This window comes from Nonomuraea sp. NPDC049655 (assembly GCF_044465465.1).
Classification (GTDB): domain Bacteria; phylum Actinomycetota; class Actinomycetes; order Streptosporangiales; family Streptosporangiaceae; genus Nonomuraea.
In genome coordinates this window covers 23,141-48,931 of the sequence record NZ_JBITLS010000019.1, presented here as the reverse complement: position 1 = coordinate 48,931, position 25,791 = coordinate 23,141, and the positions used below count along the sequence as shown (strand labels likewise).

Genomic DNA, 25,791 nt, shown 5'->3' with positions numbered 1-25,791 from the left:
CTGGCAGGATGGAGGCATGAGGGAAACCCGAGTCTCAGCCGCGGGCCTGCGTGAAGCGATCGAGCGCAGCGGCTACTACCCCGACCTCGTCACCGATGCGGTCGAATCCGCGCTGGGCAAGGAGGCCGTGACCGCGTTCGTGGTCCACCACGAGGCCACCTTCGATCCCGCGATGGAGGTCCGCAGGCACGTCACCGTCCTGGTGCTGTCGACGACGAGGCTGCTGGTCTGCCACACCGACGAACACCCGGCGGTCGAGGGCGTCTCGGCCTCCCACGCGTCCACGACCACCGAGGCGGTCCGGCTGAGCCGCGTGCAGTCGGTGGCCGTCACCCGCGTGGTGCCCGACCCGGCCTCCTACGTGCCGGGCGTCCCGCCCACGGAGGTCACCCTCACCATCGGCTGGGGCGCGATCTCCCACGTCGACCTGGAGCCGGCCACCTGCGGCGACGAGAACTGCGACGCCGACCACGGCTACACCGGCGCGATCACGGCCGACGACCTGTCGCTGCGGGTCAGCGAGGCGGCCGACGGCCCCGAGGCGGTGACCCACGTGCTGGCCTTCGCCAAGGCCCTGTCCGAGGCCACCGCCAGAGCCGCCGCCTGACCACGACGGCCCGCCGTTCGGCGCATCGCGCGGCCACCCCAGATGACCGCCAGGGCCGCCGCCTGACCACCCCCGGCCACTAGGATGTGGGGATGCTGCCGGACTACGGCGCCGGGTCGCTGGCGGACCTCCCCGGTTCGCTGCTGGCCGCCCTCGGCCTGACCGAGCCCAACCCGCTGGCCCTCGACCCCGCGGCGCGCGTCTGCCTGCTCCTGGTCGACGGCCTGGGGGCCGAGCTGCTCCGCGCCCACCCCGAGACCGCCCCCTTCCTGTCCGCCCTGCCCGCCCGCACCCTCACCGCCGGTTTCCCCGCCACCACCGTCACCAGCCTGTGCTCGCTCGGCACCGGCCTGACCCCGGGCGAGCACGGCATGGTCGGCCTGACGCTGGCCGTCCCCGGCACCGGCCACCTGTTCAACTGCCTGCGCTGGACCCTCCCCGGCGGCCGGACGATGGACCCCGACGAGTGGCAGCCCGCCCCCACCGTCTACCAGCGAGCCGCGGCCCAGGGCGTCGACGCCGTCTACGTCGCCCCCGCCGAGTTCGAGGGCTCCGGCCTGACCAGGGCCGTGTACCGAGGCGTGCGCCACGTGCCCGCCGACGGCGTCGACGACATCGTCGCCCGCGTCGGCGAGGCGCTGCGCGCCGCGCCCCGCGCCCACGTCACCGCCTACTACGGCAAGCTCGACGCCGTCGGCCACATGTCCGGATGGGGTGGCGAGGAGTGGCTGGGCGAGCTGGCCGTCGTCGACGGCCTGGCCCGGCGGCTGGCCGAGTCGCTGCCGCCCGGTTCGGCCCTCTACGTCACCGCCGACCACGGCATGGTCAACGCCACCGAGAAGCTCGACGCCGAGCGGGTGCCCGCGCTGACCGAGGGCGTGGCGCTGCTCGGCGGCGAGGCCCGGGCAAGGCACGTCTACGCCGAACCCGGAGCCGCCGGGCACGTCATGGAGGCGTGGCGCGCGACGCTCGGCGACCGCGCCTGGGTAGTGTCCAGGCAGGAGGCGGTCGAGTCCGGCTGGTTCGGGCCCCGGGTGCGCGAGGCGTGGCTGGGCCGCATCGGCGACGTCGTGGCCGTGCCCCGCGCCGGTCTGGCCCTCACCGCCCCCACCCGTCATCCGATCGAGGCGCTGTTCACCGGCTACCACGGCTCGCTGACCGCCGCCGAGCTCAACGTCCCGCTGCTGGAGGTATCCACCCGATGAGTGCGCTGATCACGCCCGCCGAGCTCGCCGCGCTGCCCGACGTGTCCGTGCTCGACGTGCGCTGGCGGCTCGGCGGCCCGCCCGGCGTGCAGCTCTATCGCGAGGGGCACCTCCCGGGCGCCGTCTTCTGCGACGTCGACGCCGACCTCGCCGCGCCGCCCGGTCCCGCCGGCCGCCACCCGCTGCCCGGCGCCGACGAGTTCCAGCGGGCCATGCGCACGCTGGGCGTGTCAGACGGGCGCCCGGTCGTGGTCTACGACGACGCCGGCTCCACGACCGCCGCCCGCGCCTGGTGGGCCCTGCGCTACTTCGGCCACCGGTCCGTACGCGTGCTCGACGGCGGCTTGGCGGCCTGGGCCGAGGCCGGCCTGCCGATCACGAAGGACGAGCCCGAGGTCGCGCCGGGCGACTTCACCGCCAGGCCCGGCGGCATGCCGACGCTGACCGCCGACGAGGCCGCCGCGGTGGCCGCCGAGGGCGTGCTGCTCGACGCCCGCGCCGCCGAGCGGTACCGGGGCGAGGTCGAGCCCGTCGATCCGGTGGCCGGGCACGTGCCCGGCGCGGTGAGCGCGCCCACGACCGGCAACGTCGACCAGGGCGGCAGGTTCCTCGCCCCCGCCGTCCTGCGCGACCGCTTCGCCGGGCTGGGCGTGCGCGAGGGCGTCCCGGTGGGCGCCTACTGCGGGTCGGGGGTCACCGCCGCCCACGAGGTGCTGGCCCTGGAGCTGGCCGGCGTGCCCGCGGCCCTCTACGTCGGCTCCTGGTCGAACTGGGTCGCCGACCCCGCCCGCCCGGTGGCCACCGGCTGACGCCCGAACGCGGTCAGCCGGCCGGACGGACCGGCCGGTCGCCCGCCCCGAAACAGACGAACCCCAGCAAGCCGGTCTTGGCCGACGCGCAGGCCAGAGCCGCGTCCGGCGCCTGCCCATCGGCCAGCAGCTCGTGGAAGGCGCCCATCATGGCCATCGCGGCCTCGTCCCCGATGGGCACCATCCCCGCCACCACGCACGAGCTCCCGCGCGCCAGGAACGTGCCCGGCAGCCCCAGCGGCGCCCCCTCCGCCGGTGTGCGGGCCATGCCCGAGTTGCACGCCGACAACACGACCAGCTCCGGCGCGCGGTGCAGGCCCAGCAGGTCGTAGGCCATGAGCTGCCCGTCGCCGAGGGTGATGCCGGACAGCAGCGGGCTGCGGGCGTGGAAGGCGCCGTGCGCGGCCAGATGGAGGACGTCGGCCTCGCCGAGCGCCGCCAGCACGGCGTCCCGGCGGCCGGGCACCGCCCGCGCGCCCGGATGGCAGGCCAGCACGCGGGCCACCTCCTCCTCCGCGTGGGCCAGCTCGGGCCCGGCCGCCGCCAGCACCACCGGCGCTCCCTCCCGCACGCGGGCCCGCCGCCGCGCGCCCACCCACGCTGCCGCGCTCGCCGCCACGCTCACAGGACGCTCACGCAGCCCCGGCAGCGCGCCCCAGGGCAGGGTGTGCAACGGCCCCACCGGCACCACCACCAGCGGCCGGTCACCCAGCTCGGCCGCGAGCGGCCCCAGCAGCAGCCGCTCCAGCTCCGCGCCGGCGCCGGTCAGCTCGGTGAGCGCCTGCGCGGGACCGGCCACGTCGAGCCCCGCACCCCACTGACGCAGGGCGTGGCGCAGCCGCATGATCGCCTCACGCGCCTGCCGCACGCCGCCCAGCCGCCGCAGGATCAGCCGGTCAGCGGTGATCAGCACCACCAGCAGCGTCTCCTCCTCGGCCACGAACTCCACCAGCGCCGCGCCGTCGAGCGCCGCCCGGACCCGGTCGATCTCCACCAGGCCGCACGCGTGTTCCGGCGCCGCGACCGCGCGCCACCGCTCGGCCCACTCGAACACCTCGCCCGCGTACCCGTCGCGCACCGCCAGGCCCAGCCCGAAGGCGGCCAGCCGCTCACCGGACCGGGCCGCGTGCGCCCGCAGCGCCGGATCCTCGAACGTCTCCACCTGCCCGCTCACCTCGGCCAGCCCGTCGCGGACCGCCCGCAGCGCCCCCGTGACGTCCTCCCGCAGGGCCGCCTCCAGAGCCAGGGCGTGCTGGCGGACGGTCGCCGGGATCTGCGCGAGCTGCGTGGTCTGCGGCTCGGGGGCCAGCGAGGTCAGGCGGGTGCCAGCCGGCATCCAGCGTTCGGCGCGCTCGGCGTGCCGGGTGAGCCTGCGCAGCTGCGCCGAGGCCACCGGATGGTCGTCGACGGCCAGCGCCGCCTCGGCCGCGCTCAGCCGCAGCGCCGCGGCGGCGGCCACGTGCGAGGAGACGTCCTCCAGCTCGTCGGCGCACTTGATCAGATCGGTGACCAGCTCGGACGTGACCGGCCCCATCGCCAGCCTGGCGCGCAGGACGACCTCGCCGGCCAGCGGCAGCCACGACAGCCGCTCCTGCTCGGCCAGCTCGCGCGCCGCCTGCTCGGCCACCTGCCGGGCCCGGTGGGGGTCGCCGGTGAGCAGCTCGACCTGGGCCAGCTTCAGCCGCGCCTCGGCCAGCGCCACCTGCGCGCCGGAGGACTCCAGATCGGGCACGGCCAGGCTCAGCATCGCCCTGGCCTCGCCGGGCAGGTGCGCCGCCAGCAGCGCGCCGGCGAAGTCGGCCCGCATCGTGGCCAGCCGCTCGGGGAAGCCGAACAGGGTGTCCTCGGCCGCCCGGTAGTGCTCGAACGCGCCCGCGATGTCCCCCCGCCGCACGGCCAGGAACGGCAGGTTGGCGGCCGACAGCCGGGCCAGGTGGCGCAGGCCGGCGTACTGGGCGATCTGCAGGCAGGCCGCGATGTCGCGCATGGCGGCGTCCCAGTCGCCGCGGTAGGCGTGGATCAGGCCGCGGTTGAGCAGGCCGCCGGCCAGGAAGCGCCGGTCGTCGACCGTGCCGGGCGCGGCCACCAGGGCTCGCAGCGAGCGGTCGCAGGCGGCGATGGCCTCCTGGTGGCGGCCCAGGTGGGCCAGGGCGACCGCGCGCTGCGTGTCGAGCTTGGCGCGGTCGAGGGGCGACAGGTAGGCCCAGGCCAGGGCGGCCACGCGCAGGGCCTGGAGCGGGTGCCCGCGCTCGGTGCGCACGGTGACCAGCGACAGCCGCGCCTGGGCCTGGCGCTCGGCCGGGGCGCCCGGAGTGGCGATGGCCTGCCGCAGGCAGTGTTCGGCGCTGAGGAGGTCGCCCAGCTCGCGGGCGGCCAGAGCCATGGCGCGCAGCGCGATCGCCTCGGCTTCAGGCGCCTCGGCGCGGCGGGCGGCGGCCAGGACGGTGCGGCCGGCGTAAAGGGCCTGCTCGGGATCGACGTGCGCGCGCAGCACGGCGGCCTCGGCCGCCTCGACGAGCGGGCCGTGGTCGGGTGCTGATCCCGGTGGGGGAGAAGTGACGCTCATGGGGGGCTGACCGGCGGGGAGGAGGGGTGGGGACGTACTGCGTGGGCGGCGGCGTCACGGCCGGATGCGCACCCACCTGGTCTGGACGGGGGCATGACCGGGACGGTGGCACACGATGCTCAGCCATCCGGGCGGCAGCCCGGTGGCGGCGAACCGGCCGTCCTGGGCGACCTGCCGGGTGAGCGTCAGGTGGGGGGTGCGCACGTCGATGGCGGTGCCCTCCCCGGGATCGGGAAAGATCTGCCCGGCGACGTCGATCAGCCCGTCGCCCACGGTCACCTCCAGGTCGAAGGTGAGACCGTCGGTGACGAACCGCACCAGATGCGAGCCGTCGTCGCGGTCGGGCGCACCGGACCGCGCCGCCCGGCCACCGCCGTGGTCGACGGGGTTGGCGGTCACCGCCTGGGGGACGCGCAGCCCGTAGATGTCACGCGCGGCGGCCGACACGTGCCCGGGCATCGGGTCCATGCCGGCGGCCAGCCGGAGCGCCGCCAGGAAGTACTCGTCGTTGATCATTGCGCTGTCTCCTGTAGTGAGAGCAGAGTGCGCAGTTTCTCCAGGCAGCGGGCCCTGGTCGGCCCCACGCTGCCCACGGGCAACCCGAGCCGCATCGCCATCTGCTGGTTTCCCAGATCGGTCGCGACCAGCTGCAGCAGCGTGCGGCAGGGTTCCTGCAGGGCGGAGACCGACTTCCACAGCAGCCGCCTGCCGTCCGCCTCCAGCACGGCGGACGCCGGATCGGGCTCCTCGACGGCCCCGAAGGTGGGCCTGCCCTCCGGATCGGCGACCAGCAGGCCCGACGGCTCCTTCCGGAGCAGGAGGAGCGCCTCACGGCGGGTGGTGGTCATCAGCCAGCCGCCCACCCGCGAGGGGTCGCGGATGTCGTGCATGTGCTGGAGCAGCCGCAGCCAGGCGCCCTGGACCGCGTCGGCGGCGTCGGCCTCGCCCAGCCCGCACGAGCGGGCCAGCGCCCACATGCGCGGGCCGAACCGGGACTCCATCTCGTCCCAGGCGGATCGGTCGCCGTCGGCCGCGTCGCGGAGCAGCTCCGCCGGATCGCGCAAGTCGCTCATGCGGCCTCCTTTCGTCCCGCACGGGGAGGTCATTCTGCCTCACCGTGATTGGCCGAGGACTGAGCGTAAACTCTACAGACTCGTGGGTACGAGAACTCCCAGATCGGGAATTTGCCGGGACTGCCGGGGGTCGAGCAGTCGTTCGACGGCTTCCTTGGCGGGTTCGCGCCGGGCGGCGTCGGCCACGGCCCCCGACACCAGCGCGGTGGCGAACGACGTGCCGCTCCAGGCCGCGTAGCCGGCGAACTCGCCGGTGTCCAGGAAACTGCTGGTCAGCCAGTCGCCGCGGGCGCAGGCGTCGACCCAGGTGCCGTACCCGGAGAAGGGCGCGCGGCGCTCCTGGGCGGCGTCGAGGGCCGCCACGCCCACCGCGCACGGCAGGGCGGCGGGCCAGAACGGCCGGTCGGAGGCGGTGTTGCCGGCGCAGGCCACCGTCACGGTGTCCTTCAGCGCGCCGATGGCGTCGGCCAGCAGGGGCGGCGGCCGGTCGTCGAAGGAGTGGCAGCCGAAGGAGAGGTTGAGCACCTGGGGCGGGTCCTCGCGCATGCGGTGGAGGGTGCGCACCACGGTCGCCTCGTCGCCCAGGCCGTCGCCGTCGAGCACCCGGCGGACCCGCAGCCTGGCGCCCGGGGCCCGGCGGGCCAGCAGGCCGGCGACGAACGTGCCGTGCCCGGCCTGCGCCCCCTGGGCCGCGTCGGCGCTCTCCGGGCCGAGCCTGGAGTACCAGTCGCTGCCCGACCACCACGGGTGCTTGGCCACGCCGGTGTCGAGCAGGGCCACGACCACGTCCGAACGCGACCTGGCCGGCCTGAAGGATATGGGCGGAGTGGGGAACGGCCGGGACGCCGGTCCGCCGAAGAACAACGGCTGGCCGGTGAGCACGTGGTTGGGCGAGGCCCGGAAGCCCCGGTCACGAAGCTCGGCGGTGATCTCGCACGGGTCCACCCCGGCCGACAGATGCAGGACGGTGACCCCGTCGGCCTCGGAGACCGCCTGCGTCCAGCGGGCGGCGGCCGACACCGCGCCCCGGTCGACCAGCACCTGACCTGGCCGGATGAACGCCTCGCCGACAGATTGCATGTCCATGAGCCGGTTGTTTCCCCGCCCGCCACAACTGTCACGTGACACGCCCGCACCAACTTGGTATGGCCCCCCTCTGGTGTCCGATGGCGACCGACGGTAGTCTTCCCCTAGTCACTTGTGATCATCCCGGGGCGAGGCCGTTGGGGAAGGCGCACCTCGTACCGAAACGGGAGGTCCGGTGTCTGCTCGTGGCGTGCTTTACGTCCACTCGGCTCAGCCCGCGCTGTGCCCTCACATCGAATGGGCAGTCGCGGGTGTCCTCGGCGTGCCCGTTGATCTGACGTGGACTCCGCAACCAGCCGCGCCGAACGTCGTGCGCGCGCAGGCGGAGTGGGAGGGCCGCGCCGGCATCGCGGCGGCCATCGCCTCTTCCCTCATGGGCTGGCAGCGCCTGAGATTCGAGATCACCGAGGATCCCTCGCCCGGCGTCGACGGCTCCAGACACGCCTACACGCCGACGCTCGGCGCCTTCACGGCGGTCATCGGCGCGGCCGGGGACATCATGATCCCCGAAGACCGCCTGCGTGCCGCCATGATGATGGCCGCCCAGGGCCGGTGCGTGCTGGAGGACGAGCTCGACAAGCTGCTCGGCCGGCCGTGGGACGAAGAGCTGGAGCCGTTCAGGTACGCCGGCGACGGCGCTCCCGTCCGCTGGCTGCACGCCGCCGTCTGACCCCTCCCGCCTCCCGCCGAGCGCCTGCCGGGGCGGCCCGCGGCAAGCACGTCATGCCCTGGAGCCGTCCGGCTTCCCGAACAACGGAAAGGCCCCGCACCGGGTCGCGGTGCGGGGCCTTTCGCGTGGAACCGTCCTCTACAGCGGGATGTTGCCGTGGGCGCCCCTGGCCGGGGTGGCCTGGGCGAGCACCTTGGCGATGGCGCCGCGCGTCTCGGCGGGCTTGATCACCTCGTCGATGACGCCCAGCTCCTGGGCGCGGGCCAGGCCGCCGGCGAGCTGCTCGTGCTCCTCGGCGAGCCGCTGCTCCAGCGCGGGCCGCTCCTCCTCGGACGCGGCGGCGAGCTCGCGCCGCTTGAGCACGCGCACCGCCGCCACCGCCCCCATGACCGCCACCTGGGTGGTTGGCCAGGCGAACACCCTGGTGGCGCCCAGCGCCCGCGAGTTCATCGCGATGTACGCCCCGCCGTACGCCTTGCGCGTGACCACGGTGACCCGGGGCACCGACGCCTCGGCGAAGGCGTGCAGCAGCTTGGCGCCGCGCCGGACGACGCCGTCGTGCTCCTGGCCGACGCCCGGCAGGTAACCGGGTACGTCCACGAGGACAACCAACGGCACTCCGAACGCGTCACACATACGTACGAAGCGAGCGGCTTTCTCGGCGGACGTGGCGTCGAGGCAGCCGCCCAGCCGCAACGGGTTGTTGGCGACGACGCCGACCGTCCGGCCGCCGAGACGGCCCAGGGACGTGACGACGTTGGGCGCCCACTTGGCGTGCAGTTCGACGCCGGCCTCGTCGAGCAGGCCGTTGACCAGCGGCTTGACGTCGTAGGCCCGGCGCGCGGACTCCGGCAGCAGCGAGGAGAAGTCGACCTCCTCGACCGCGCCGGGCCGCACCCGGCCCTGGTGACCGAGCAGCGTGGCGAGCCGGCGCGCCTGGAGGTAGGCCTCGGCCTCGGTCTTGGTGACGACGTGCACGACGCCGCTGCGCCTGCTGTGCGGCTCGGGGCCGCCCAGCGCCTCGCTGTCGACGCTCTCACCGGTGACGCTGCGCACGACGTCGGGGCCGGTCACGAAGATGCGGCCGGTGTCGGCCAGGATCACCAGGTCGGTGAGCGCGGGGCCGTAGGCGGCGCCGCCGGCCGCCGGGCCGACGACCACCGAGATCTGCGGCACGACGCCCGACGCCTTGGTCATGGCCGCGAACACCCGGCCGACGGCGTGCAGCGACTCGACGCCTTCGGCGAGCCGGGCGCCGCCGGAGTGCCAGATGCCGATGACCGGCACCCGCTCGCGGACGGCCACGTCGTAGGCGTGCACGATGTGCTCGCAGCCCTCGCTGCCCATCGCGCCGCCCTGGTAGCGCGCGTCGCTGCAGAAGGCGGCGACGGGCACGCCCTCGATCCTGCCCATGGCGGCCAGGACGCCGCTGTTGTCCTGCGGGGTGATGAGCCGCAGCGAGCCCTCGTCGAGCAGCGCTGCCAGGCGGACGACTGGATCGCGGGGGTCGGCGGGCTCCTGGCCGGAGCCTTCACCCACCACCCGGCTGTCCAGTACGGTCATCAAGCCCCCTTGAAGACGACGGTCACGTTGTGCCCGCCGAACCCGAAGGAGTTGTTGACCGCGGCGATGTCGCCCTGCGGCAGCGAGCGGTTCGCGCCGTGGACGATGTCGACCTCGATGCCGTCGTCGAGGTTGTCGAGGTTGATGGTGGCCGGGACGATCCGCTCCTGCAGCGCCTTGATCGTGAAGACGGACTCGATGCCGCCGGCGCCGCCGAGCAGGTGACCGGTCATGGACTTGGTCGAGGTGACCAGCGGGTGGGTGCCGATGGCCTTGGCCACGGCCTGCACCTCGCCGACGTCGCCCGCCGGGGTGGAGGTGGCGTGCGCGTTGACATGCTTGACGTCGAGGCCGGTGATCTCGGCGTCGGTCAGCGCCTGCGTCATCGCCATGATGATGCCGCGGCCCTCGGGCTCGGGCTGGGTGATGTGGTGGGCGTCGGCCGAGTAGCCGACGCCGGAGGCGTAGGCGTAGATGCGCGCGCCGCGCGCCTTGGCGTGCTCCTCGGACTCCAGCACCACGATGCCGGCGCCCTCGCCGAGCACGAACCCGTCACGGTCGCGGTCCCACGGCCGGGAGGCGCCCTGCGGGTCGTCGTTGCGGGTGGACATCGCCCGCGCGGCGGCGAAGGCGGCGATGTTGAGGCCGTGGATGGCGGCCTCGGTGCCGCCGGCGACCACCACGTCGGCGCGGCCGAGCCGGATCATGTCCATGGCGTAGCCGATCGCCTCGGCGCCGGAGGCGCAGGCGGAGACGGTGGCGTGCACGCCCGCCTGGGCGCCCAGGTCGATGCCGATCCAGGCGGCCGGGCCGTTGGGCATGAGCATCGGCACGGTGAAGGGCGACAGCCGGTTCCAGCCGCGCTCCTTCCACGTGTCGTAGGCGGTCAGGGTGGTGCTGATGCCGCCGATGCCGCTGGAGACCACGACGCCCAGCCGCTCGGGGGCCACCTCGGGGGCGCCGGCGTCCTGCCAGGCCTCCCTGGCGGCGACCAGGGCGAACTGCTCGCTGCGGTCGAGACGGCGGGACTCGGGGCGGGGCAGCACCTCAGTGGGGTCGACCGCCGCCGTCCCCGCGAACCGCACGGGGACGGAGTCGATCCACTCCGTGGTGAGGGTCTCCACACCCGACTGACCGGCGAGGAGCGCCGTCCAGGTCGAGGTGACGTCTCCACCGACGGGCGTCGTCGCGCCGAGCCCGGTGACGACGACACGTACCCGGTTCGCACTCACGTTTTCGCGCTCCTTACTGGTCAGAACTGCTGGGTGTCAGGCCTGGATGAAGTTGAGGACGTCCTTGACCGTCTTCAGGTTCTTCAGCTGGTCGTCGGGGATCTCGACGCCGAACTCGTCCTGAGCGGCCACGGCGATCTCGACCATGGACAGGGAGTCGATGTCGAGGTCGTCGACGAAGCTCTTCTCGGGGGTCACCTCGCCGGCCGGAATGCCGGTGATCTCGTTGATGATCTTGCCGAGGCCCGCGAGGATCTCCTGCTCGGTGGCAGCCATGTCGCTACTTCTCCTTCATTTTCTGGTTTCTGTACGGCTTCCGCCGTACGAGCTGAGGTACGGCGGGAGCCGTACCGGATCCTACGGAATCTCGATCACTTGGCCCGCATAGGTCAGACCGGCGCCGAAGCCGAGGATGAGCGCGAGGTCGCCTGAGCGGACCTCGCCGCGCTCCAGCATCCGCGAGAGCGCGAGCGGGATGGAGGCCGCCGACGTGTTGCCCGCGGTGACGATGTCACGGCCGATGACGGCCTTGTCGGCACCGAGCTTGCGCGCGATGGCCTCGATGATGCGCAGGTTGGCCTGGTGGGGGACGAACGCCGCCAGCTCCGAGGGGTCGACCCCGGCGCGGGCGCACGCCTCCAGTGCCACCGGGTGCAGCGCGGTGGCCCAGCGGAAGACCGTCTGGCCCTCCTGGGAGAGGAACTTCGTCCGGTCGGCGATGGAGATGGCCTCGGACTTGTCGCCGGCGCTGCCCCAGACGACCGGGCCGATGCCGGGCGTGTCGGTCGGGCCGACCACCGCGGCGCCGGCGCCGTCGGCGAAGATCACGGCCGTGGACCGGTCGGTCCAGTCGACCCACTGTGACAGCTTCTCCGAGCCGACGACCAGCACGTTCCTGGCCGCGCCGCCGCGGACGGCGGCGCTGGCGGTGGCCAGCGCGTAGCAGAAGCCGGCGCAGGCGGCGTTGACGTCGAAGGCGCCCGGGGACTTGATGCCCAGCCGGTGGGCCACGACCGCCGCGGCGTTGGGGATCTGGGTCTCCAGCGTGCAGGTGGCCACGATCACCAGGTCGACCTCGTCGGGGGTCAGGCCGCTGGCGGCCAGCGCCTTGCCGCCGGCCTGGACCGCCATGTCCTCGACGGACTCGGTGGCCGAGGCGACCCGGCGCTCCTTGATCCCGACGCGGGACTGGATCCACTCGTCGTTGGTGTCCATGGTCTTGGCCAGGTCGTCGTTGGTGACGACGTTGTCCGGCTGGTAATGGCCGAGGGCCAGAATCCGGGCGCCGGGGGCGATGTCGGGGATCCTCACTTGATCAGCTCCCTGGCCGCGTCGAGGTCGTCGGGTGTCTTCAGCGCCACGGTCTCGACGCCGCGCAGGCCGCGCTTGGCGAGCCCCGTCAGCGTGCCGCCGGGCAGCAGCTCGATCATCTTGGTCACGCCCAGCTCGGCCATCGTCGCCATGCACAGGTCCCAGCGGACGGGGCTGCTGATCTGCGAGATGAGCCGCTGGACGAACTCGGCGCCGCCGGCGGCGGGCCGGCCGTCGGCGTTGGACAGCAGCGTGACCTGCGGGTCGCCGGGCACGACGTTCCAGGCCGCCTCGCGCAGGGCGTCGACGGCGGGGGCCATGTGCTCGGTGTGGAACGCGCCGGCCACCTTGAGCGGGATGAGCCTGGCGCGGGCGGGCGCGTCGTCCTTGAAGGCGGCGAGCTGCTCCAGCGTGCCGCCCGCCACGATCTGGCCCGCGCCGTTGATGTTGGCCGGGGTCAGCCCGTGACGCTCGATCGCGGCCAGCACGTCGGCCTCCACGCCGCCGAGCACGGCGGTCATGCCGGTCTCGGTGACGGCGGCGGCCTTGGCCATGGCCTGGGCGCGCTCGCGGACCAGGCCCAGGGCCTGTTCGGAGGTGAGCACCCCGGCCAGCGCGGCCGCGGCGAACTCGCCCACGCTGTGGCCGGCCAGCACGTCGGGGGAGGCCCCCAGCGCTTCGGCGGCGGCCAGCGCGGCGGCCACCAGCAGCGGCTGGGCCACGGCGGTGTCGCGGATCTCGTCGGCGTCGGCGGTGGTGCCGTAGGCCACCAGGTCGATCCCGGCGACCTCCGACCAGGCGCCGAGTCTGTCGGCCAGACCGGGCAACTCAAGCCAGGGGGTCAGGAAGCCTGGGGTTTGGGCGCCTTGGCCCGGAGCGACGAGTACAAGCACAAAAACCACCATGCCCTGTAGAACTTCGACACGCGGATGGAGATCCGTACGAACTTTGTCCCGGGTGCTTTGTAGGAACCCTACAGTGAAGATTTCGGGAATGTTACGTTAGGGCCCGCCATGCCGCGGCGCCTTCGGAAAGCCGGCCCAGGATGAGACCGACCTGCAGCGTGAAGGCCGACCTGCCCTCGGTGGGCTGGTAGCCCGTGAGCTCGGTGATCTTCTTCAGACGGTAGCGGACCGTGTTCGGGTGCACGAACAGCAGCCGCGCCGTCGCCTCCAGGGAGGTGCCCTGTTCGAGGTAGGTGGCCAGCGTATCGAGCAGGGGTGTGCCGGCCAACGGCAGGTAGACGTTCTCGATGAGCTGCTCCCTGGCGTCGGCGTCGCCGTCGAGGGCGCGTTCGGCCAGCAGGTCCTCGGCGTGCACCGGCCTGGGGGCGTCCGGCCAGCCCGCGGACGCCTTGAGCCCGGCCAGCGCGGCCCGCGCCGACCGCGCGGCGGCGTGCAGGTCGGGCACCTCGGGACCGATGACGATCGGGCCCACGCCGAAGCGCGCCACGACCTGCCGGGCCGCGTCGTGGACGCTGTCGGCGCCGCCCACGATCACGATCAGCCGGTCGGCCTGCACGCCGGCCAGCAGGTCCATGCCGATGCGGCGGCCCTTGTCGCGCAGGCCGTCGATGACCGCGCGCGGGTCGTCGTCGGGGGCGTGCCCGGCGATCACGACGACGGGGGAGGAGGTCCAGCCGAGGGCGGCGGCCCAGGAGTGGAGGCCGTCGTCGACCTCGCCGCGCACCAGCGCGTCGACGATCAGCGCCTCCAGCCTGGCGTCCCAGGAGCCGCGGGCCTCGGCCTCGCGGGCGTAGACGTGCGCGGCGGCGAAGGCCACGTCGCGGGTGTAGCGCAGCATGGCCTGCTGGAGCTGGTCCTCGCCGCCCGGCGCGGCCAGCTCGTCGGTCTGGGCCTCGACCACCTCGACCACGATCCGGACGATGTCGACCGTCTGCTGGAGCGAGATCGAGCGCTTGAGCTCGCGTGGGGCCGTGCCGAAGAACTCGATGCTGGGCGTCGGCCGGTTCTCGCCGGCGTGCTGGAACCACTCCACGAACGCGGCGATGCCGGCCTGGGCGACCAGGCCCACCCACGAGCGGTCCTCGGCGCTGAGCGCCCGGAACCAGGGGAGCTGGTCGTCCATGCGGGCCATCGCCGCCGTGCCGAGCGCGCCCATGGCGCGCTCGAGCCTTCGCGTGGTGTCCTCCCGGGTCCGGTCTGTCACGCCTCCTAGAGTGCCAGGTCGCTTCCGATGACCGGAACGGTGGTGTTTCAGATGACCGCAACCGCCGTGATCAGGCCGATCGCCACGTGGGTGACCGCCAGCAGGCGCGCGCCGGGCTGCAGCTCCGGCTCCTTCACCAGCTCGCGTACGGAGATCCCGACGACCTTGTCGAACACCAGCATCGCCACCGTCTGCACCACGATGCCGACCAGCCCGAACACGGCCGTGCCCGCGAGCCCCTCGGCCAGACGGCCGCCGGAGGACCAGATGGACGCGGCCACGATGAGCCCGATCGCCGCCAGCGCGGACGTCGTGAGCAGCGTCGCGTTCGCGTTGCGCTGGGTGCGGATGATCTCGCTCAGCTTGCCGGGCGTGGCCCAGTCGATCACGTAGAAGCCGACGATCAGCAGGATCACGCCGACGGCCGCGTACGCGGCGATCGCGCCGGCGCCGCGGGCCAGGACTTCGAGAAGGGTCACGTCATTTCCAATCACGGGGGTGCTTCAGTTCGCGATGCGATGAGGGACGAAGGAGGAGGTGTCGTCGGTGATCAGGCCGGTGGTCTCCCTGATGCCGAGCCCGGCGGCCTCGTCGGCGACCACCCAGGCGCCGAGCACCGGCCGCTGGCCCTCGAACGCGGGCAGCGCCTCGAACTCCTGGAAGACGTAGCCTTCCCGGCCGTAACGGCCCGGAGTCTCCTGGGCGCCCTCGGGGGTGACGACGCGCATCGAGGCGCCCTCCCGGCCCAGCAGCGGCTTGGCGATGTAGGAGGTCAGCTCGCGCGGCCCGTCGAGGTAGGCGGGCAGCAGGTTGGGATGGCCGGCGTAGAGCTCCCACAACACGGCGAGCAGCGCCTTGTTCGACAGCAGCGACTTCCACAGCGGCTCGATCCAGGTGGAGTGGCGCACCGCGTGCCGGCCGAAGTCGTCGGCGAGCATCCACTCCCAGGGGTAGAGCTTGAACGCCGAGCGGATCATCTCCTCCCCGGCGTCGACGAAACGGCGGTTGAGCTCGTCCCAGCCGATGTCCTCCATGGCGACGGCGACCGTCCGCCGGCCCGCCTGCTCGGCGGTCTCCTGCAGGTAGGCGACCGTCATGGCCTCCTCGCCCGTCTCGTCGGCGTTGGTGAAGGCGAAGTGCGTGGGGCCGGGCGGCAGCGGCAGCTCGCGCCAGCGCTCGATGAGCCGCTCGTGCAGGGAGTTCCACTGGTCGTCGCCGGGGTGGACGTCCTGCAGCCAGAACCACTGGATCACCGACGACTCCACCAGCGACGTCGGCGTGTCGGCGTTGTACTCCAGCAGCCGGGCCGGGCCGGTGCCGTCGTAGCGCAGGTCGAAGCGGCCGTACAGGTGGGGGTCGCGGCGCTCCCAGGAGCGGGCCACGGCGTCCCTGGCCCACTCGGGGACGGCGAAGTCGGCGTAGCGGCCGGTGGAGACGACGTGCTCGACGGCCCGCAGGCACATGCCGTGCAGCTCCTCGACCTGCTCCTCCAGCGACTCCACCTCCTCCAGGGACAGGACGTAGTGGACCGACTCGTCCCAGTAGGGCCTGCTCAGGCCCTCGGGGTGGGCCACCCGGTGGTAGGCCAGGCCCTGGCTCTCGATCGTCTTCTCCCAGCCGGGACGGGCGATGCCATGCTCGCGGCGCACGTCAGCTCCCGCCGCCCCAGCTGTTGCCGAAGCCGCCGCGCTGGATCGACTTGCCGCTGCGGCTGGAGATGTTCACGTCGGAGGGCCGGTACGTGGTGCCGCCCTGCATGCGGTTGCCGACCCGGCGGCCGCCGTAGTACCACATGTACGCGCCGCGCGAACCGGCGTAGTAGTGGGACCCGCCGCCGCTGCCGCCGTCGTCGTCGCAGTAGTCGTCGTCGACGACCTCGTACGTGCCGTCCTCCAGCTGCACTACGCAGTCGGCGGTGACGTCGTCGTCGTCCTGGGTCGCCGCGCAGTAGCCCACCAGCATCACCGACAGGACCCCGAGAATGGTCAGTGGGACGGCCTTGGACGACTTGCGCGGAGGTGGGGGAGCCGGCATGCGCGGCGGTTGTGCCATGTGGTTCCTGCTTTCCTGGGCGAATCAGCCTATCGGTGCGCTTCGCCCCTGTTCAATGCCGGTCGTCGTCCGCTCGGGTATGAATGACTCATGGAACCGGTCCAGGCCCTGCGCGAGATCGCCTTCCTGCTCGAACGCGCAGGTGAGCCCACCTATCGGGTCCGCGCGTTCCGTCGCGCGGCCGCGGTCGTGGACGACCTGCCGGAAGGGGAGCTCGCGCGGCTGGCCGGAGCCGGCGGGCTGGGCGACCTCCCCGGCATCGGCAAGGTCACCGCCCTCGTGATCAACGAAGCGCTCGACGGTCAGGTTCCGACGTATTTGCGTAGGTTGCGAGCCACCGAGGGCGTCGAGCTGGACGCCGAGACCGCGGCCCTGCGCGAGGCGCTGAAGGGCGACCTGCACAGCCACTCGGACTGGTCCGACGGCGGCTCGCCGATCGAGGAGATGGCCGAGGCCGCCAGAGGGCTCGGGCACGAGTACTGGGCGCTGACCGACCACTCGCCGCGCCTGACCGTGGCCAAGGGACTGTCGGCCGAGCGGCTGGAGCGGCAGCTCGACGTGGTGGCCGGGCTCAACGAGCGGCTGGCGCCCTTCCGGATCCTGACCGGCATCGAGGTCGACGTCCACCTCGACGGCTCGCTCGACCAGGACCCGGCGCTGCTCGGACGGCTCGACGTGGTCGTGGCCAGCGTCCACTCCAAGCTGCGCATGGACCGCGAGGAGATGACCCGCCGCATGGTCACCGCCGTCGCGAACCCCCTGGTCGACGTCCTCGGCCACTGCACGGGGCGGGTCGTGCGGGCGGGCGGCGAGCGCGGGGTCAAGAGGCCGGAGTCGGAGTTCGACGCCGAGCTGGTCTTCGAGGCGTGCCGGCGGTTCGGGGTCGCCGTGGAGATCAACTCCAGGCCTGACCGGCTCGACCCGCCCAAGCGGCTCATGCGGCTGGCGTACGAGACGGGGTGCGTGTTCTCGATCGACTCCGACGCGCACGCGCCCGGCCAGCTCGACTGGCAGCGCTTCGGCTGCGAGCGGGCCGCCCGGTGCGGGATCGAGGCCGCGCGGATCGTCAACACCTGGCCCCTGGACCGGCTGCTGGAGTGGACGGCGGGGTGAGCCCTGGGTGGCGGCGGAGCCAGGTCGTTGTCGCGGGGGCCGCGCGGGGCCGGTGATTGTCGGTGGCGGCGCGTAGCGTTCCGGCTGTGAACCGTACCGACCGGCTCTATGCGCTCGTCGAGGACCTGCGCGCCATCGCGCCACGCTGCCGCTCCGCCCGCGAGCTCGCCGAGCGGTTCGAGGTCAGCGTGCGCACCATCGAGCGCGACATCACCGCGTTGCAGGGGTCCGGGGTGCCGATCTACGCCGAGCCCGGTCGCAGGGGCGGCTACGCCCTCGACAAGAAGATGTCGCTGCCCCCGCTCAACTTCACCCCGGCCGAGGCGGTGGCCATCGCGGTGGCCCTCAGCCAGGCCGGCGACCAGCCGTTCGGCCGCCAGGCCCGCAGCGCGTTACGCAAGGTGGTCTCGGCCATGCCGGGGCCCGAGGGCGATCTGGCCAGGGAGCTGGCGCGGCGGGTGCAGCTCGTCAGCGAGCCGCCCGAGCCCGGCTCCCCGAGCCGGCCGCTCGGCGCCGAGGGCATCTCCAGGGCCATCGAGGAGGCGCTGCTGCGGCGGCGCGTGCTCAGGCTCGACTACGCCGACGCCAAGGGCGCGCTCACCTCGCGCGACGTCGAGCCGGGGGTGTTCCTGGGCGGGCGCGGCGGTTTCTGGTACCTCGTGGCGTGGTGCCGGTTGCGGGAGGACGTCCGCGTCTTCCGGCTCGACCGCATCGCCGCGGCCGTCGTCACCGTCGAGCGCTGCCCCGAACGGCCGCTCGAAGGGTTCGCCCCCGACGTGCCGGAGATGGTGGTCCGCGGAACCATGCTCGATTAATCATGCGAAAACACCGACATAGGGTTGTCGCCATAGCGATACATCGTTGTCTTGTTCGAAAGACGAGGAGACGATGATGGACAACACGGTGACCTGGTTCGAGATCGCGACCGACGACCCCGAAGGCGCCGAACGTTTCTACGGCGAGCTGTTCGGCTGGTCGTTCAGCCGCGACGACGACGGCCCGCTCGACTACCGCATGATCGGCTACCCGGGCGGCGAGCGGCCCGGCGGCGGGCTGTTCAACAACAAGGGCGACTTCCCCGCCCACGCGGTGTTCCACGTGCAGGTCGCCGACGTCGAGGCCGCGTGCGCCAAGAGCGAGGCGCTCGGCGGCAAGGTCGAGATGAAGGTGATCGACGACGGCGCCGGCACCGACTTCGCCTATCTGCGTGACGTCTCGGGGAGCCTGTTCGGAGTCTTCCACCGCAGGTGAGCCCTTCGGCGGCGGACGCCGCCGGAGCTCGCGGGACCTCGCCGCGATCGCGCCCCCCGGGGAAGCACCTTCCCCGCCGAACCGAGGCCGCGCGACGCGGGCCGTCCCGCCTGAGAGCGGTTCACCCGCCCTGGACACGCCGCCGATCGCCGAGCGGCGGCGCGTCCAGGGCCCCTTCCCCCGGCCCGGGGGTCGTGTCAGAAGCGTCAGAAGGCGGCGGCCGCCAGCCAGCGGGTCAGCAGGTCGTGGTCGCCGAAGACGGCCGGCGACCGCGGGGGCCGCCGACCGTAGAGCACCAGGAGCAGCTCGCTCGCCGGGCCGCGTACGGCGGCGTCGCCCTTGGTGTGGCCGCGTTCGCAGCTGACCGCCCCGTCGGCGCCCTGCGTGATGGTCCACTCGCCGTCGAGGTCGCTCGCGTGGAGGTGGATCGTGGCCCCTTCCGTGCCGAGCCCGGCCAGCGACTTGGTCACCCAGGTCGCGTACGGCAGGTTGTGCAGGAACTCCTCGACGCCGTCGACGGCGGTCGCCGCCGGGATCTCCGGGTCGAGGCCGAGTGCGAGCTCGGCGTCGGCCCGGTGGATCACCAGCTCGAAGAGCATCCTGGGCGCCCACCATCCCGCCCGCCGGTCCGGGCCCCACGTCCACACCGCGAGGTCCGGGTCGGTGGTGCGCAGCACGTCCAGGAGGGCGGCGGCGCCCTCCACGAGCCAGGCGGCGTCGCCGTGCGCGCCCTCGGCCAGGCCGCTGGGCACCTCGCGCGACCAGACGCGCTCCTGGACCCGGTTGCGCAGCACGTACGTCGCCCAGCGATGGGTCCGGCCGACATGCGTGACGAGATCGCCGATCGTCCATCCCGGACACGTCGGCACCGGGACGGACAGATCGGTCGCCAGCGCCGCCAGCCGCGCGGCTTCGCCCTCGATCCGGGCGATGAAGGTGTCGTTGTCGGTCACCCGTCACACACTAGGCCGCCGGGCAGGTCGCACCCTTGGCGGGCAGCTTGCCCTCCACCAGGTACGCGTCCACCAGCCCCTGCACGCACTTGCTGCCCGACAGGTACGCCCCGTGCCCCTCGCCCTCGTACGTCACCAGCCGCGCGGTCCTGAGCTGGGCCGTCAGCCGCGGCGCCCACTGGTACGGCGTGGCGGGGTCGCCCTTGCCGCCCACGACCAGGATCGGCGCCGACCCGGTGGCGTTGACGTGCCGCGCCTCGTTGCTGCCCTTGGCCGGCCACACCCGGCACAGCCCGCCCGAGCCCTCGCTGCCGAACAGCGGCGAGATCCGCAGCGCCGCCGCCTCGGTGCGCCGCAGCTCGGCCTCGCTGGGCCGCTCGGCGGTGTCCACGCAGGTGATGGCCGGGAAGCTGGTCATCTGCGTGGAGTAGGTGCCGTCCTCCGAGCGTCCGGTGTAGGAGTCGGCCAGGTACATCAGCGCCTCGCCGTGGCCCTTCAGCGCCTCGCCGAGCGCCTTCTCCAGGAACGGCCAGGTCAGCTCGGAGTACAGGGCGGCGGCCACGCCGGTGGAGGCCAGGCCCTGGGTGAGCTGGCGGCCGTCCACCTTCAGCGGCTTGCTGGTGAGCTGGTTCATCAGGTTCTCGACGTTGGCGTTCGCGGCGGTCACGTCCTTGCCGACCTCGCAGCCGCCCTTGACGCAGCTGCGCAGGAAGCTCTCGTACGCCTGCTGGAAGCCGCGGGTCTGGGTCAGCGTGCGCTGCTCGAAGGTGACCGTCGGGTCGAGCGGCGCGTCGAGCAGCATCCGGCCCACGTTCTTGGGGAACTGGGTGGCGTAGACGGCGCCGAGCTGGGTGCCGTACGACATGCCGACGTAGTTGAGCTTGGGGTCGCCGACGGCGGCGCGGATGCGGTCCATGTCACGGGCGGCGTTGACGGTGCCGACGTAGGGGAGGACCTTGCCGGAGTGCTGCTGGCAGAGCTGCGCGAACTCCTTGTTGGCGTCCAGGCTCTCCTGACGGGTCTGCGCGTTGGTGGGCAGCGTGTCCAGGGAGACGAACCGGTCCATCTGCGCGCTGTCGCCGCAGCGCACGCCCGCGCTGCGCTCGACGCCGCGCGGGTCGAAGCTGACCAGGTCGTAGTGGGCGCGCAGGGTGGTGAGCACCTTGGCGGCCTGGTCGAGGGTGTCCACGCCGGAGGCGCCCGGCCCGCCGAAGTTGAACACCATCGAGCCGAGCCGCTTCTTCGGATCGGTGGCCGTCAGCTTGATGAGCGCCAGCTCCAGCTTGTCGCCGTCGGGGCGGGAGTAGTCGAGGGGCACCGCCAGCTTCCCGCAGCGCACCGAGGCGTCCTGCTGTGCCGGTGGCTCGCCGTCCGGGCGCTTGATGTCGGTGCACGGCCCCCACGCGATCTTGTCGGTGTCGGCGGCGGGCCCGTCGGTGGCGGGCTCTGCGGGTGCACTCGCGCAGCCCGCGGCCGTTACGAGCAGGGCGGCGGCTAGGACGCGTCGCATACGAACATTCCCCTTCGTGTCTTCGGGGGAAGTAGTGCCCACGATACGGGACCTCGCGTCGAACCTGGGTGAGGCGGCCCTGGGTGAGGCGGCACGTACCCCTCCTGGACGTGCCGCCTCATCCGTCGAACGGAGCGCAGGCCCGGACATGACGGCGCTCCCGCGAGAGACAGTTCGCGGGAGCGCGCCTTCCGGATGACTCAGACGCCCATCGACTGGGTGTCGTTGCTCTCCGCGCCGCCGGCTTCGGTGACGCCGTTCTTCAGGTGGTAGCGGGCGATGGCCTCGCGCAGCACCTCGCCGTCGAGCTCGCCCCGCTTGACCAGCCGGGTGAGCACGGCCAGCGTGATCGAGGCGGCGTCCACGTGGAAGTGGCGACGCAGCGCAGAGCGGGTGTCGGACAGGCCGAACCCGTCGGTGCCCAGCGAGGACCAGTCACCCGGCACCCACTGCGCGATCTGGTCCTGGACCGCCTTCATGTAGTCGCTGACGCCCACGAACGGGCCGCTGGCCTGCGAGAGCGCCTGCGTCACGTACGGGACGCGCTGCTCGGCGTCGGGGTTGAGCAGGTTGTGCTCCTCGCACGCCAGCGCGTCGCGCCGCAGCTCCGACCACGACGTCGCCGACCACACGTCGGCGGACACGCCCCACTCCTCGGCCAGCAGGCGCTGGGCCTCCATGGCCCACGGACCCGCCACGCCCGAGGCCAGGATGTTGGCCTTCGGCCCCTGCGTCTGCGGGCCCTCGGCGAACTTGTACAGGCCCTTGAGCAGGCCCTCCACGTCGAGGTCGGCCGGCTGCGCGGGCTGCAGGTAGGGCTCGTTGTAGACGGTCAGGTAGTAGAAGACGTCCTCGGGCTGCTCGCCGTACATGCGGCGCAGGCCGTCCTTGACGATGTGGGCGACCTCGAAGGCCCAGGACGGGTCGTAGGAGACCGCGGCCGGGTTCGTCGAGGCGATGAGCGGCGTGTGGCCGTCTTCGTGCTGCAGGCCCTCGCCGTTGAGCGTGGTGCGGCCGGCGGTGGCGCCGAGCAGGAAGCCGCGGCCCATCTGGTCGCCCATCTGCCACATCTGGTCGCCGGTGCGCTGCCACCCGAACATCGAGTAGAAGATGTAGACCGGGATCATGTGCTCGCCGTGCGTGGCGTAGGAGGTGCCGGCCGCGATGGTCGAGGCCATCGAGCCCGACTCGCTGATGCCCTCGTGCAGGATCTGCCCCTGCACGGCCTCCTTGTACGACAGCAGCAGCTCCCTGTCGACCGCCTCGTACGTCTGCCCGTGGGGCGAGTAGATCTTGGCCGTCGGGAACATGGCGTCGAGACCGAACGTGCGGGCCTCGTCGGGGATGATCGGCACGAACCGGTGGCCGATCTCCTTGTCGCGCATGAGGTCCTTCAGCAGGCGCACGAACGCCATGGTGGTGGCGACCTGCTGCTTGCCCGAGCCCTTGCGGAACTGGCTGTAGACGTCGTCGCCGGGCAGCTTGACCGGCTTGGCGCGCATGACCCGCTTGGGCAGCACACCGCCGAGCGCCGCGCGGCGCTCCTTCATGTACTGGATCTCGGGGTCGTTCTCGCCCGGGTGGAAGTACGGGGGCAGCTCGCCCTCCAGGGCCGAGTCCGGGATCGGCAGGTAGAGCCGGTCGCGGAACTCCTTCAGCTCGGCCTTGGTGAGCTTCTTCATCTGGTGGGTGGCGTTGCGCGCCTCGAAGTCCTTGCCCAGCGTCCAGCCCTTGATGGTCTGGGCGAGGATCACCGTCGGCTGGCCGACGTGCTCGCGGGCCGCCTTGAAGGCCGCGTAGACCTTGCGGTAGTCGTGGCCGCCGCGCGACAGCTTGCGGATGTCGTCGTCGGACAGGTGCTCGACCATCTTGCGCAGGCGCGGGTCGCCGCCGAAGAAGTGGTCGCGGATGTAGCCGCCGGTCTCGACCGAGTAGGTCTGGAACTGGCCGTCGGGCGTGGTGTTCATCTGGTTGACCAGCACGCCGTCGACGTCGGCCGCGAGCAGCGGGTCCCAGTCGCGGCCCCACACGACCTTGATCACGTTCCAGCCGGCGCCGCGGAAGTACGACTCCAGCTCCTGAATGATCTTGCCGTTGCCGCGTACCGGGCCGTCGAGCCGCTGCAGGTTGCAGTTGATGACGAACGTGAGGTTGTCCAGCTCCTCGCGGGCGGCCAGGCCGATCGCGCCGAGCGACTCGGGCTCGTCCATCTCGCCGTCGCCGAGGAAGGCCCACACGTGGCTGCGCGAGGTGTCCTTGAGCTCGCGGTTGAGCAGGTAGCGGTTGAACCGCGCCTGGTAGATCGCGCCGATCGGGCCGAGGCCCATGGAGACCGTCGGGAACTCCCAGAAGTCGGGCATGAGCCGCGGGTGCGGGTAGGAGGGCAGGCCGCGGAAGCCGTGCGACAGCTCCTGCCGGAACGCGTCGAGCTGGGCCTCGTTGAGGCGGCCCTCCAGGAAGGCGCGGGCGTAGATGCCCGGCGCGGCGTGGCCCTGGAAGAACACCTGGTCGCCCGACTCGCCGTGGTCCTTGCCACGGAAGAAGTGGTTGAAGCCCACCTCGTAGAGCGAGGCCGCCGAGGCGTAGGTGGCGATGTGGCCGCCCACGTTCGTACGGGCGTTGGCCCGCGACACCATGACCGCGGCGTTCCACCGGATGTAGGCGCGGATGCGCCGCTCGACGTGCTCGTCGCCCGGGAACCAGGGCTCGCGCTCCGGCGGGATCGTGTTGATGTAGTCGGTGCTGCGCAGGCCCGGCACGCCGACCTGGTGCTCGCGGGCCCGTTCCAGCATGCGGAGCATGAGGTAGCGGGCTCTGGTGCGGCCTTCGGTCTTGACGACATTGTCGAGAGACTCGAGCCACTCGTTGGTCTCACTGGGGTCGACATCAGGCAGCTGGCTGGGTAGGCCGTCGCTGATGATCGAGAATCGCTGGCGTCCGGAAGCCACTGGGTCTCGCCTTCCGAGAATGACTGAAGTCTGGTCTGGGTCGCCTTCCATCCTGGTCGCTAGTCGTAGAAAACGCATCTCTACTGACGGGTAACCAGAGCGTCCCTGCTGGCAGGGCCATGTTGGTGGCCTAGACCACCGATGGTAGGACGAATCGCCACCAAAGGTTACATCGGTGGAGCAATTTAACAAGACTAGAAAACGGACGAAATTTCCCCCCAATCCTAGGGGGCTGGCCCGGTGGGTCGGCCTCCGCCCTCAACCCTCCCCCGAACCGGGCGGTCCTCACCCGGAGGGGGCGGCCGCGCCGCGCCGCGCGAGTCTAGCCACCGTCTTCCTGGCGGGGGCGGGCGGGGCGGCGTCCGCCGGGAGGGCCGAGGCGCACACCTCTTCTCCTTGCTTCTGTACGCGCTTCGGACCCGCCTCTCGGAGCCCCTCTCGGAGCCATCGCCATCGCCATCGCGGCGGACGGCGGACGGCGGACGGCGGTCTCGGGCGGGCCGCGGGCCGTGCGGCCTTGTCTCGTGTGTGTCCCGTTGGAGAACGCGGAGGGTGACCTCCTGGGCACTCAGGGAGCGTCGGGCCGTCGCGAAGCCGGGCCCGCATCCTGTCGGCTCGCCCGGAGCTGTGTGGCCGGCTCCCTGGACGCCTCTCTCCTTGTCTCTCTTGTCGAGCCGACCCTCTGTCGCGCATCCCGCCGCTGCCTCCGCGCAAGTGCACAAACGGCCCTCGGCCGGGCCGCTGCCGAAATGAGGCCATATCGGAACCATCAGGCGACAGAGCCGGACGCGACCCCGCCGTCCTGCCCCTGACCAGCCGTAACGCCGTGGTGGTCAGGTGATCCGACGACCACGGTCCGGCCGTGCCGGCTGAAACGCCGCGCCCGTGCCGCGTAACGTTTCGGTCATCATTTTCGGCCCCTATGAAGACCGGGCAAAAAATCGCCGTCCCGGGCATCCGCTCTTTTCTCGGGCCGTTCGTCGTACCAATGTGGAAGGTATGAATGCGACGGCAGGAGACCGGCTCCTGATGCACGGCAACACCGTCGGCGAAAAGGAGCGGAGCGGCGTCATCACCGAGGTCCACGGCACGGACGGCGAGCCTCCGTACATGGTGCGGTTCGACGACGGCCACACCGGGCTGGTCTTTCCCGGCCCTGATGCGGTCGTTGTGCCTCAGTAGGATTTCCCTGTGAGATCAGAAATCATCTCCGTGGCCACGGGTTCACGCGAGACCGTGCACGACATCACCGCTGAATGCGCTGAATTCGTGCGCGCGCAGGGAGAAGACGGCCTGTTGCACGTTTTCGTGCCGCACGCGACCGCGGGCGTGGCGCTGCTGGAGCTCGGCTCCGGCAGCGACGACGACCTGCTCGCCGCGCTGCGTGACCTGCTCCCGGCCGACGACCGCTGGCGTCATGCCCACGGTTCGCGCGGTCACGGCAGGTCACACGTCATGCCCGCGCTGATCCCGCCGTACGCCACGATCCCCGTGCTGGGCGGGAGAATGGCGTTGGGCACATGGCAGTCCGTCGCGCTGGTCGACCTCAATGTCGACAACACGCAACGCCAGGTTCGCCTGTCGTTTTTGTCAGATTGATTCTGGCCGACTACGGCCGTACCCGTGGCGACCGTTGACGACTGAGGGTCACAGCGTGTGGACTGTGCCGAAGC

25 protein-coding genes are annotated in these 25,791 nt (G+C 72.4%); 9 read left to right on the top strand and 16 right to left on the bottom strand.

Translation table 11 applies throughout. The features are described 5' to 3' along the window. Positions 1-16 precede the first annotated feature (16 nt). The 3 genes from ACIBQ6_RS44945 to ACIBQ6_RS44935 all read left to right on the top strand — a co-directional run bounded on the left by ACIBQ6_RS44945 (position 17) and on the right by ACIBQ6_RS44935 (position 2,621). On the top strand, positions 17-607 hold the full coding sequence (locus ACIBQ6_RS44945) for a DUF5998 family protein (protein ID WP_352323634.1): 591 nt from the start codon (positions 17-19) through the stop codon (positions 605-607). A gap of 92 nt (positions 608-699) precedes the next feature. After that, complete coding sequence (locus ACIBQ6_RS44940) at positions 700-1,812, top strand: alkaline phosphatase family protein (RefSeq protein ID WP_397218905.1); 1,113 nt, start codon at positions 700-702, stop codon at positions 1,810-1,812. Further along, on the top strand, positions 1,809-2,621 hold the full coding sequence (locus ACIBQ6_RS44935; protein ID WP_397218904.1) for a sulfurtransferase: 813 nt from the start codon (positions 1,809-1,811) through the stop codon (positions 2,619-2,621). Before ACIBQ6_RS44940 ends, ACIBQ6_RS44935 begins: the two co-directional genes overlap by 4 nt. Positions 2,622-2,634: 13 nt before the next feature. On the opposite strand, the gene ACIBQ6_RS44930 is transcribed toward ACIBQ6_RS44935, so the two are convergent. From ACIBQ6_RS44930 to ACIBQ6_RS44915, 4 genes are all read right to left on the bottom strand, one after another. Beyond that, complete coding sequence (locus ACIBQ6_RS44930) at positions 2,635-5,187, bottom strand: CHAT domain-containing protein (RefSeq protein ID WP_397218903.1); 2,553 nt, start codon at positions 5,185-5,187, stop codon at positions 2,635-2,637. A gap of 54 nt (positions 5,188-5,241) precedes the next feature. Beyond that, positions 5,242-5,703, bottom strand: coding sequence for a hypothetical protein (locus ACIBQ6_RS44925; RefSeq protein ID WP_397218902.1), 462 nt, complete (start codon positions 5,701-5,703; stop codon positions 5,242-5,244). Then, entirely contained in the window at positions 5,700-6,260 is a 561-nt protein-coding gene (locus tag ACIBQ6_RS44920) for a sigma-70 family RNA polymerase sigma factor (protein WP_352357697.1), read from the bottom strand. The genes ACIBQ6_RS44925 and ACIBQ6_RS44920 overlap by 4 nt, the downstream gene beginning before the upstream one ends. A 72-nt stretch (positions 6,261-6,332) precedes the next feature. Continuing rightward, complete coding sequence (locus tag ACIBQ6_RS44915; RefSeq protein WP_358284289.1) at positions 6,333-7,346, bottom strand: S8/S53 family peptidase; 1,014 nt, start codon at positions 7,344-7,346, stop codon at positions 6,333-6,335. A 175-nt stretch (positions 7,347-7,521) separates the two neighbouring features. Here ACIBQ6_RS44915 and ACIBQ6_RS44910 point away from each other — a divergent pair, with 175 nt between their 5' ends. Next, on the top strand, positions 7,522-8,016 hold the full coding sequence (locus tag ACIBQ6_RS44910) for a DUF3145 domain-containing protein (RefSeq protein WP_352323642.1): 495 nt from the start codon (positions 7,522-7,524) through the stop codon (positions 8,014-8,016). A 138-nt stretch (positions 8,017-8,154) separates the two neighbouring features. On the opposite strand, the gene ACIBQ6_RS44905 is transcribed toward ACIBQ6_RS44910, so the two are convergent. From ACIBQ6_RS44905 to ACIBQ6_RS44865, 9 genes are all read right to left on the bottom strand, one after another. Beyond that, positions 8,155-9,579, bottom strand: coding sequence for an acyl-CoA carboxylase subunit beta (locus tag ACIBQ6_RS44905; RefSeq protein WP_397218901.1), 1,425 nt, complete (start codon positions 9,577-9,579; stop codon positions 8,155-8,157). Beyond that, positions 9,579-10,811 carry a beta-ketoacyl-ACP synthase II gene (gene fabF, locus ACIBQ6_RS44900; RefSeq protein WP_358284293.1) on the bottom strand — a complete coding sequence of 411 codons (1,233 nt, stop codon included), beginning with the start codon at positions 10,809-10,811 and terminating at the stop codon, positions 9,579-9,581. Before fabF ends, ACIBQ6_RS44905 begins: the two co-directional genes overlap by 1 nt. 36 nt (positions 10,812-10,847) lie before the next feature. Beyond that, positions 10,848-11,087 carry an acyl carrier protein gene (locus ACIBQ6_RS44895; protein ID WP_125639869.1) on the bottom strand — a complete coding sequence of 80 codons (240 nt, stop codon included), beginning with the start codon at positions 11,085-11,087 and terminating at the stop codon, positions 10,848-10,850. 81 nt (positions 11,088-11,168) lie between these two features. Then, entirely contained in the window at positions 11,169-12,122 is a 954-nt protein-coding gene (locus tag ACIBQ6_RS44890; protein ID WP_358284296.1) for a beta-ketoacyl-ACP synthase III, read from the bottom strand. Beyond that, positions 12,119-13,015, bottom strand: a complete 897-nt coding sequence (locus tag ACIBQ6_RS44885) for an ACP S-malonyltransferase (RefSeq protein WP_387663656.1) — start codon at positions 13,013-13,015, stop codon at positions 12,119-12,121. Before ACIBQ6_RS44885 ends, ACIBQ6_RS44890 begins: the two co-directional genes overlap by 4 nt. A gap of 103 nt (positions 13,016-13,118) precedes the next feature. Beyond that, positions 13,119-14,243, bottom strand: coding sequence for a helix-turn-helix domain-containing protein (locus ACIBQ6_RS44880; RefSeq protein WP_352358034.1), 1,125 nt, complete (start codon positions 14,241-14,243; stop codon positions 13,119-13,121). Between the two features lie 95 nt (positions 14,244-14,338). Further along, the gene (locus ACIBQ6_RS44875; RefSeq protein ID WP_352323647.1) at positions 14,339-14,770 is read right to left on the bottom strand and encodes a DUF350 domain-containing protein; all 432 of its coding nucleotides are present in this window, start codon (positions 14,768-14,770) and stop codon (positions 14,339-14,341) included. 24 nt (positions 14,771-14,794) lie between these two features. Further along, complete coding sequence (locus ACIBQ6_RS44870) at positions 14,795-15,940, bottom strand: glutathionylspermidine synthase family protein (RefSeq protein WP_397218900.1); 1,146 nt, start codon at positions 15,938-15,940, stop codon at positions 14,795-14,797. Position 15,941: 1 nt separating this feature from the next. Further along, on the bottom strand, positions 15,942-16,343 hold the full coding sequence (locus ACIBQ6_RS44865; RefSeq protein WP_397163294.1) for a hypothetical protein: 402 nt from the start codon (positions 16,341-16,343) through the stop codon (positions 15,942-15,944). A 90-nt stretch (positions 16,344-16,433) separates the two neighbouring features. Here ACIBQ6_RS44865 and ACIBQ6_RS44860 point away from each other — a divergent pair, with 90 nt between their 5' ends. The 3 genes from ACIBQ6_RS44860 to ACIBQ6_RS44850 all read left to right on the top strand — a co-directional run bounded on the left by ACIBQ6_RS44860 (position 16,434) and on the right by ACIBQ6_RS44850 (position 18,707). Next, positions 16,434-17,456: a PHP domain-containing protein gene (locus tag ACIBQ6_RS44860; protein WP_358284304.1), complete on the top strand. Its 1,023-nt coding sequence runs from the start codon at positions 16,434-16,436 to the stop codon at positions 17,454-17,456. Positions 17,457-17,542: 86 nt separating this feature from the next. After that, positions 17,543-18,271, top strand: a complete 729-nt coding sequence (locus ACIBQ6_RS44855) for a YafY family protein (protein ID WP_352357678.1) — start codon at positions 17,543-17,545, stop codon at positions 18,269-18,271. A gap of 73 nt (positions 18,272-18,344) precedes the next feature. Continuing rightward, positions 18,345-18,707: a VOC family protein gene (locus ACIBQ6_RS44850; protein ID WP_358284308.1), complete on the top strand. Its 363-nt coding sequence runs from the start codon at positions 18,345-18,347 to the stop codon at positions 18,705-18,707. 206 nt (positions 18,708-18,913) lie between these two features. On the opposite strand, the gene ACIBQ6_RS44845 is transcribed toward ACIBQ6_RS44850, so the two are convergent. The 3 genes from ACIBQ6_RS44845 to aceE all read right to left on the bottom strand — a co-directional run bounded on the left by ACIBQ6_RS44845 (position 18,914) and on the right by aceE (position 24,169). Continuing rightward, entirely contained in the window at positions 18,914-19,660 is a 747-nt protein-coding gene (locus ACIBQ6_RS44845) for a maleylpyruvate isomerase family mycothiol-dependent enzyme (RefSeq protein WP_397218899.1), read from the bottom strand. Positions 19,661-19,670: 10 nt separating this feature from the next. Continuing rightward, positions 19,671-21,170, bottom strand: coding sequence for an alpha/beta hydrolase (locus ACIBQ6_RS44840; protein WP_397218898.1), 1,500 nt, complete (start codon positions 21,168-21,170; stop codon positions 19,671-19,673). 200 nt (positions 21,171-21,370) lie between these two features. Next, entirely contained in the window at positions 21,371-24,169 is a 2,799-nt protein-coding gene (gene aceE, locus ACIBQ6_RS44835) for a pyruvate dehydrogenase (acetyl-transferring), homodimeric type (protein WP_358284315.1), read from the bottom strand. 834 nt (positions 24,170-25,003) lie between these two features. On the opposite strand from aceE, the gene ACIBQ6_RS44830 reads away from it, so the two are divergent. Further along, positions 25,004-25,300 (top strand): DUF1918 domain-containing protein, encoded by a 297-nt coding sequence (locus ACIBQ6_RS44830; protein ID WP_397218897.1) that lies wholly within the window; start codon positions 25,004-25,006, stop codon positions 25,298-25,300. A gap of 9 nt (positions 25,301-25,309) precedes the next feature. Beyond that, on the top strand, positions 25,310-25,717 hold the full coding sequence (locus ACIBQ6_RS44825; RefSeq protein ID WP_352321050.1) for a secondary thiamine-phosphate synthase enzyme YjbQ: 408 nt from the start codon (positions 25,310-25,312) through the stop codon (positions 25,715-25,717). Positions 25,718-25,791 lie beyond the last annotated feature (74 nt).

What these genes read in the sequence shown, in the direction of transcription:
- ACIBQ6_RS44925 (WP_397218902.1), bottom strand. Translation starts at nt 5,703, where the DNA reads ATGATCAACGACGAGTACTTCCTGGCGGCGCTCCGGCTGGCCGCCGGC.
- ACIBQ6_RS44905 (WP_397218901.1), bottom strand. Translation starts at nt 9,579, where the DNA reads ATGACCGTACTGGACAGCCGGGTGGTGGGTGAAGGCTCCGGCCAGGAG.
- ACIBQ6_RS44920 (WP_352357697.1), bottom strand. Translation starts at nt 6,260, where the DNA reads ATGAGCGACTTGCGCGATCCGGCGGAGCTGCTCCGCGACGCGGCCGAC.
- ACIBQ6_RS44915 (WP_358284289.1), bottom strand. Translation starts at nt 7,346, where the DNA reads ATGGACATGCAATCTGTCGGCGAGGCGTTCATCCGGCCAGGTCAGGTG.
- ACIBQ6_RS44860 (WP_358284304.1), top strand. Translation starts at nt 16,434, where the DNA reads ATGGAACCGGTCCAGGCCCTGCGCGAGATCGCCTTCCTGCTCGAACGC.
- ACIBQ6_RS44850 (WP_358284308.1), top strand. Translation starts at nt 18,345, where the DNA reads ATGATGGACAACACGGTGACCTGGTTCGAGATCGCGACCGACGACCCC.
- ACIBQ6_RS44895 (WP_125639869.1), bottom strand. Translation starts at nt 11,087, where the DNA reads ATGGCTGCCACCGAGCAGGAGATCCTCGCGGGCCTCGGCAAGATCATC.
- ACIBQ6_RS44880 (WP_352358034.1), bottom strand. Translation starts at nt 14,243, where the DNA reads ATGGGCGCGCTCGGCACGGCGGCGATGGCCCGCATGGACGACCAGCTC.
- ACIBQ6_RS44935 (WP_397218904.1), top strand. Translation starts at nt 1,809, where the DNA reads ATGAGTGCGCTGATCACGCCCGCCGAGCTCGCCGCGCTGCCCGACGTG.
- ACIBQ6_RS44840 (WP_397218898.1), bottom strand. Translation starts at nt 21,170, where the DNA reads ATGCGACGCGTCCTAGCCGCCGCCCTGCTCGTAACGGCCGCGGGCTGC.
- ACIBQ6_RS44930 (WP_397218903.1), bottom strand. Translation starts at nt 5,187, where the DNA reads ATGAGCGTCACTTCTCCCCCACCGGGATCAGCACCCGACCACGGCCCG.
- ACIBQ6_RS44940 (WP_397218905.1), top strand. Translation starts at nt 700, where the DNA reads ATGCTGCCGGACTACGGCGCCGGGTCGCTGGCGGACCTCCCCGGTTCG.
- ACIBQ6_RS44865 (WP_397163294.1), bottom strand. Translation starts at nt 16,343, where the DNA reads ATGGCACAACCGCCGCGCATGCCGGCTCCCCCACCTCCGCGCAAGTCG.
- ACIBQ6_RS44945 (WP_352323634.1), top strand. Translation starts at nt 17, where the DNA reads ATGAGGGAAACCCGAGTCTCAGCCGCGGGCCTGCGTGAAGCGATCGAG.
- aceE (WP_358284315.1), bottom strand. Translation starts at nt 24,169, where the DNA reads ATGGAAGGCGACCCAGACCAGACTTCAGTCATTCTCGGAAGGCGAGAC.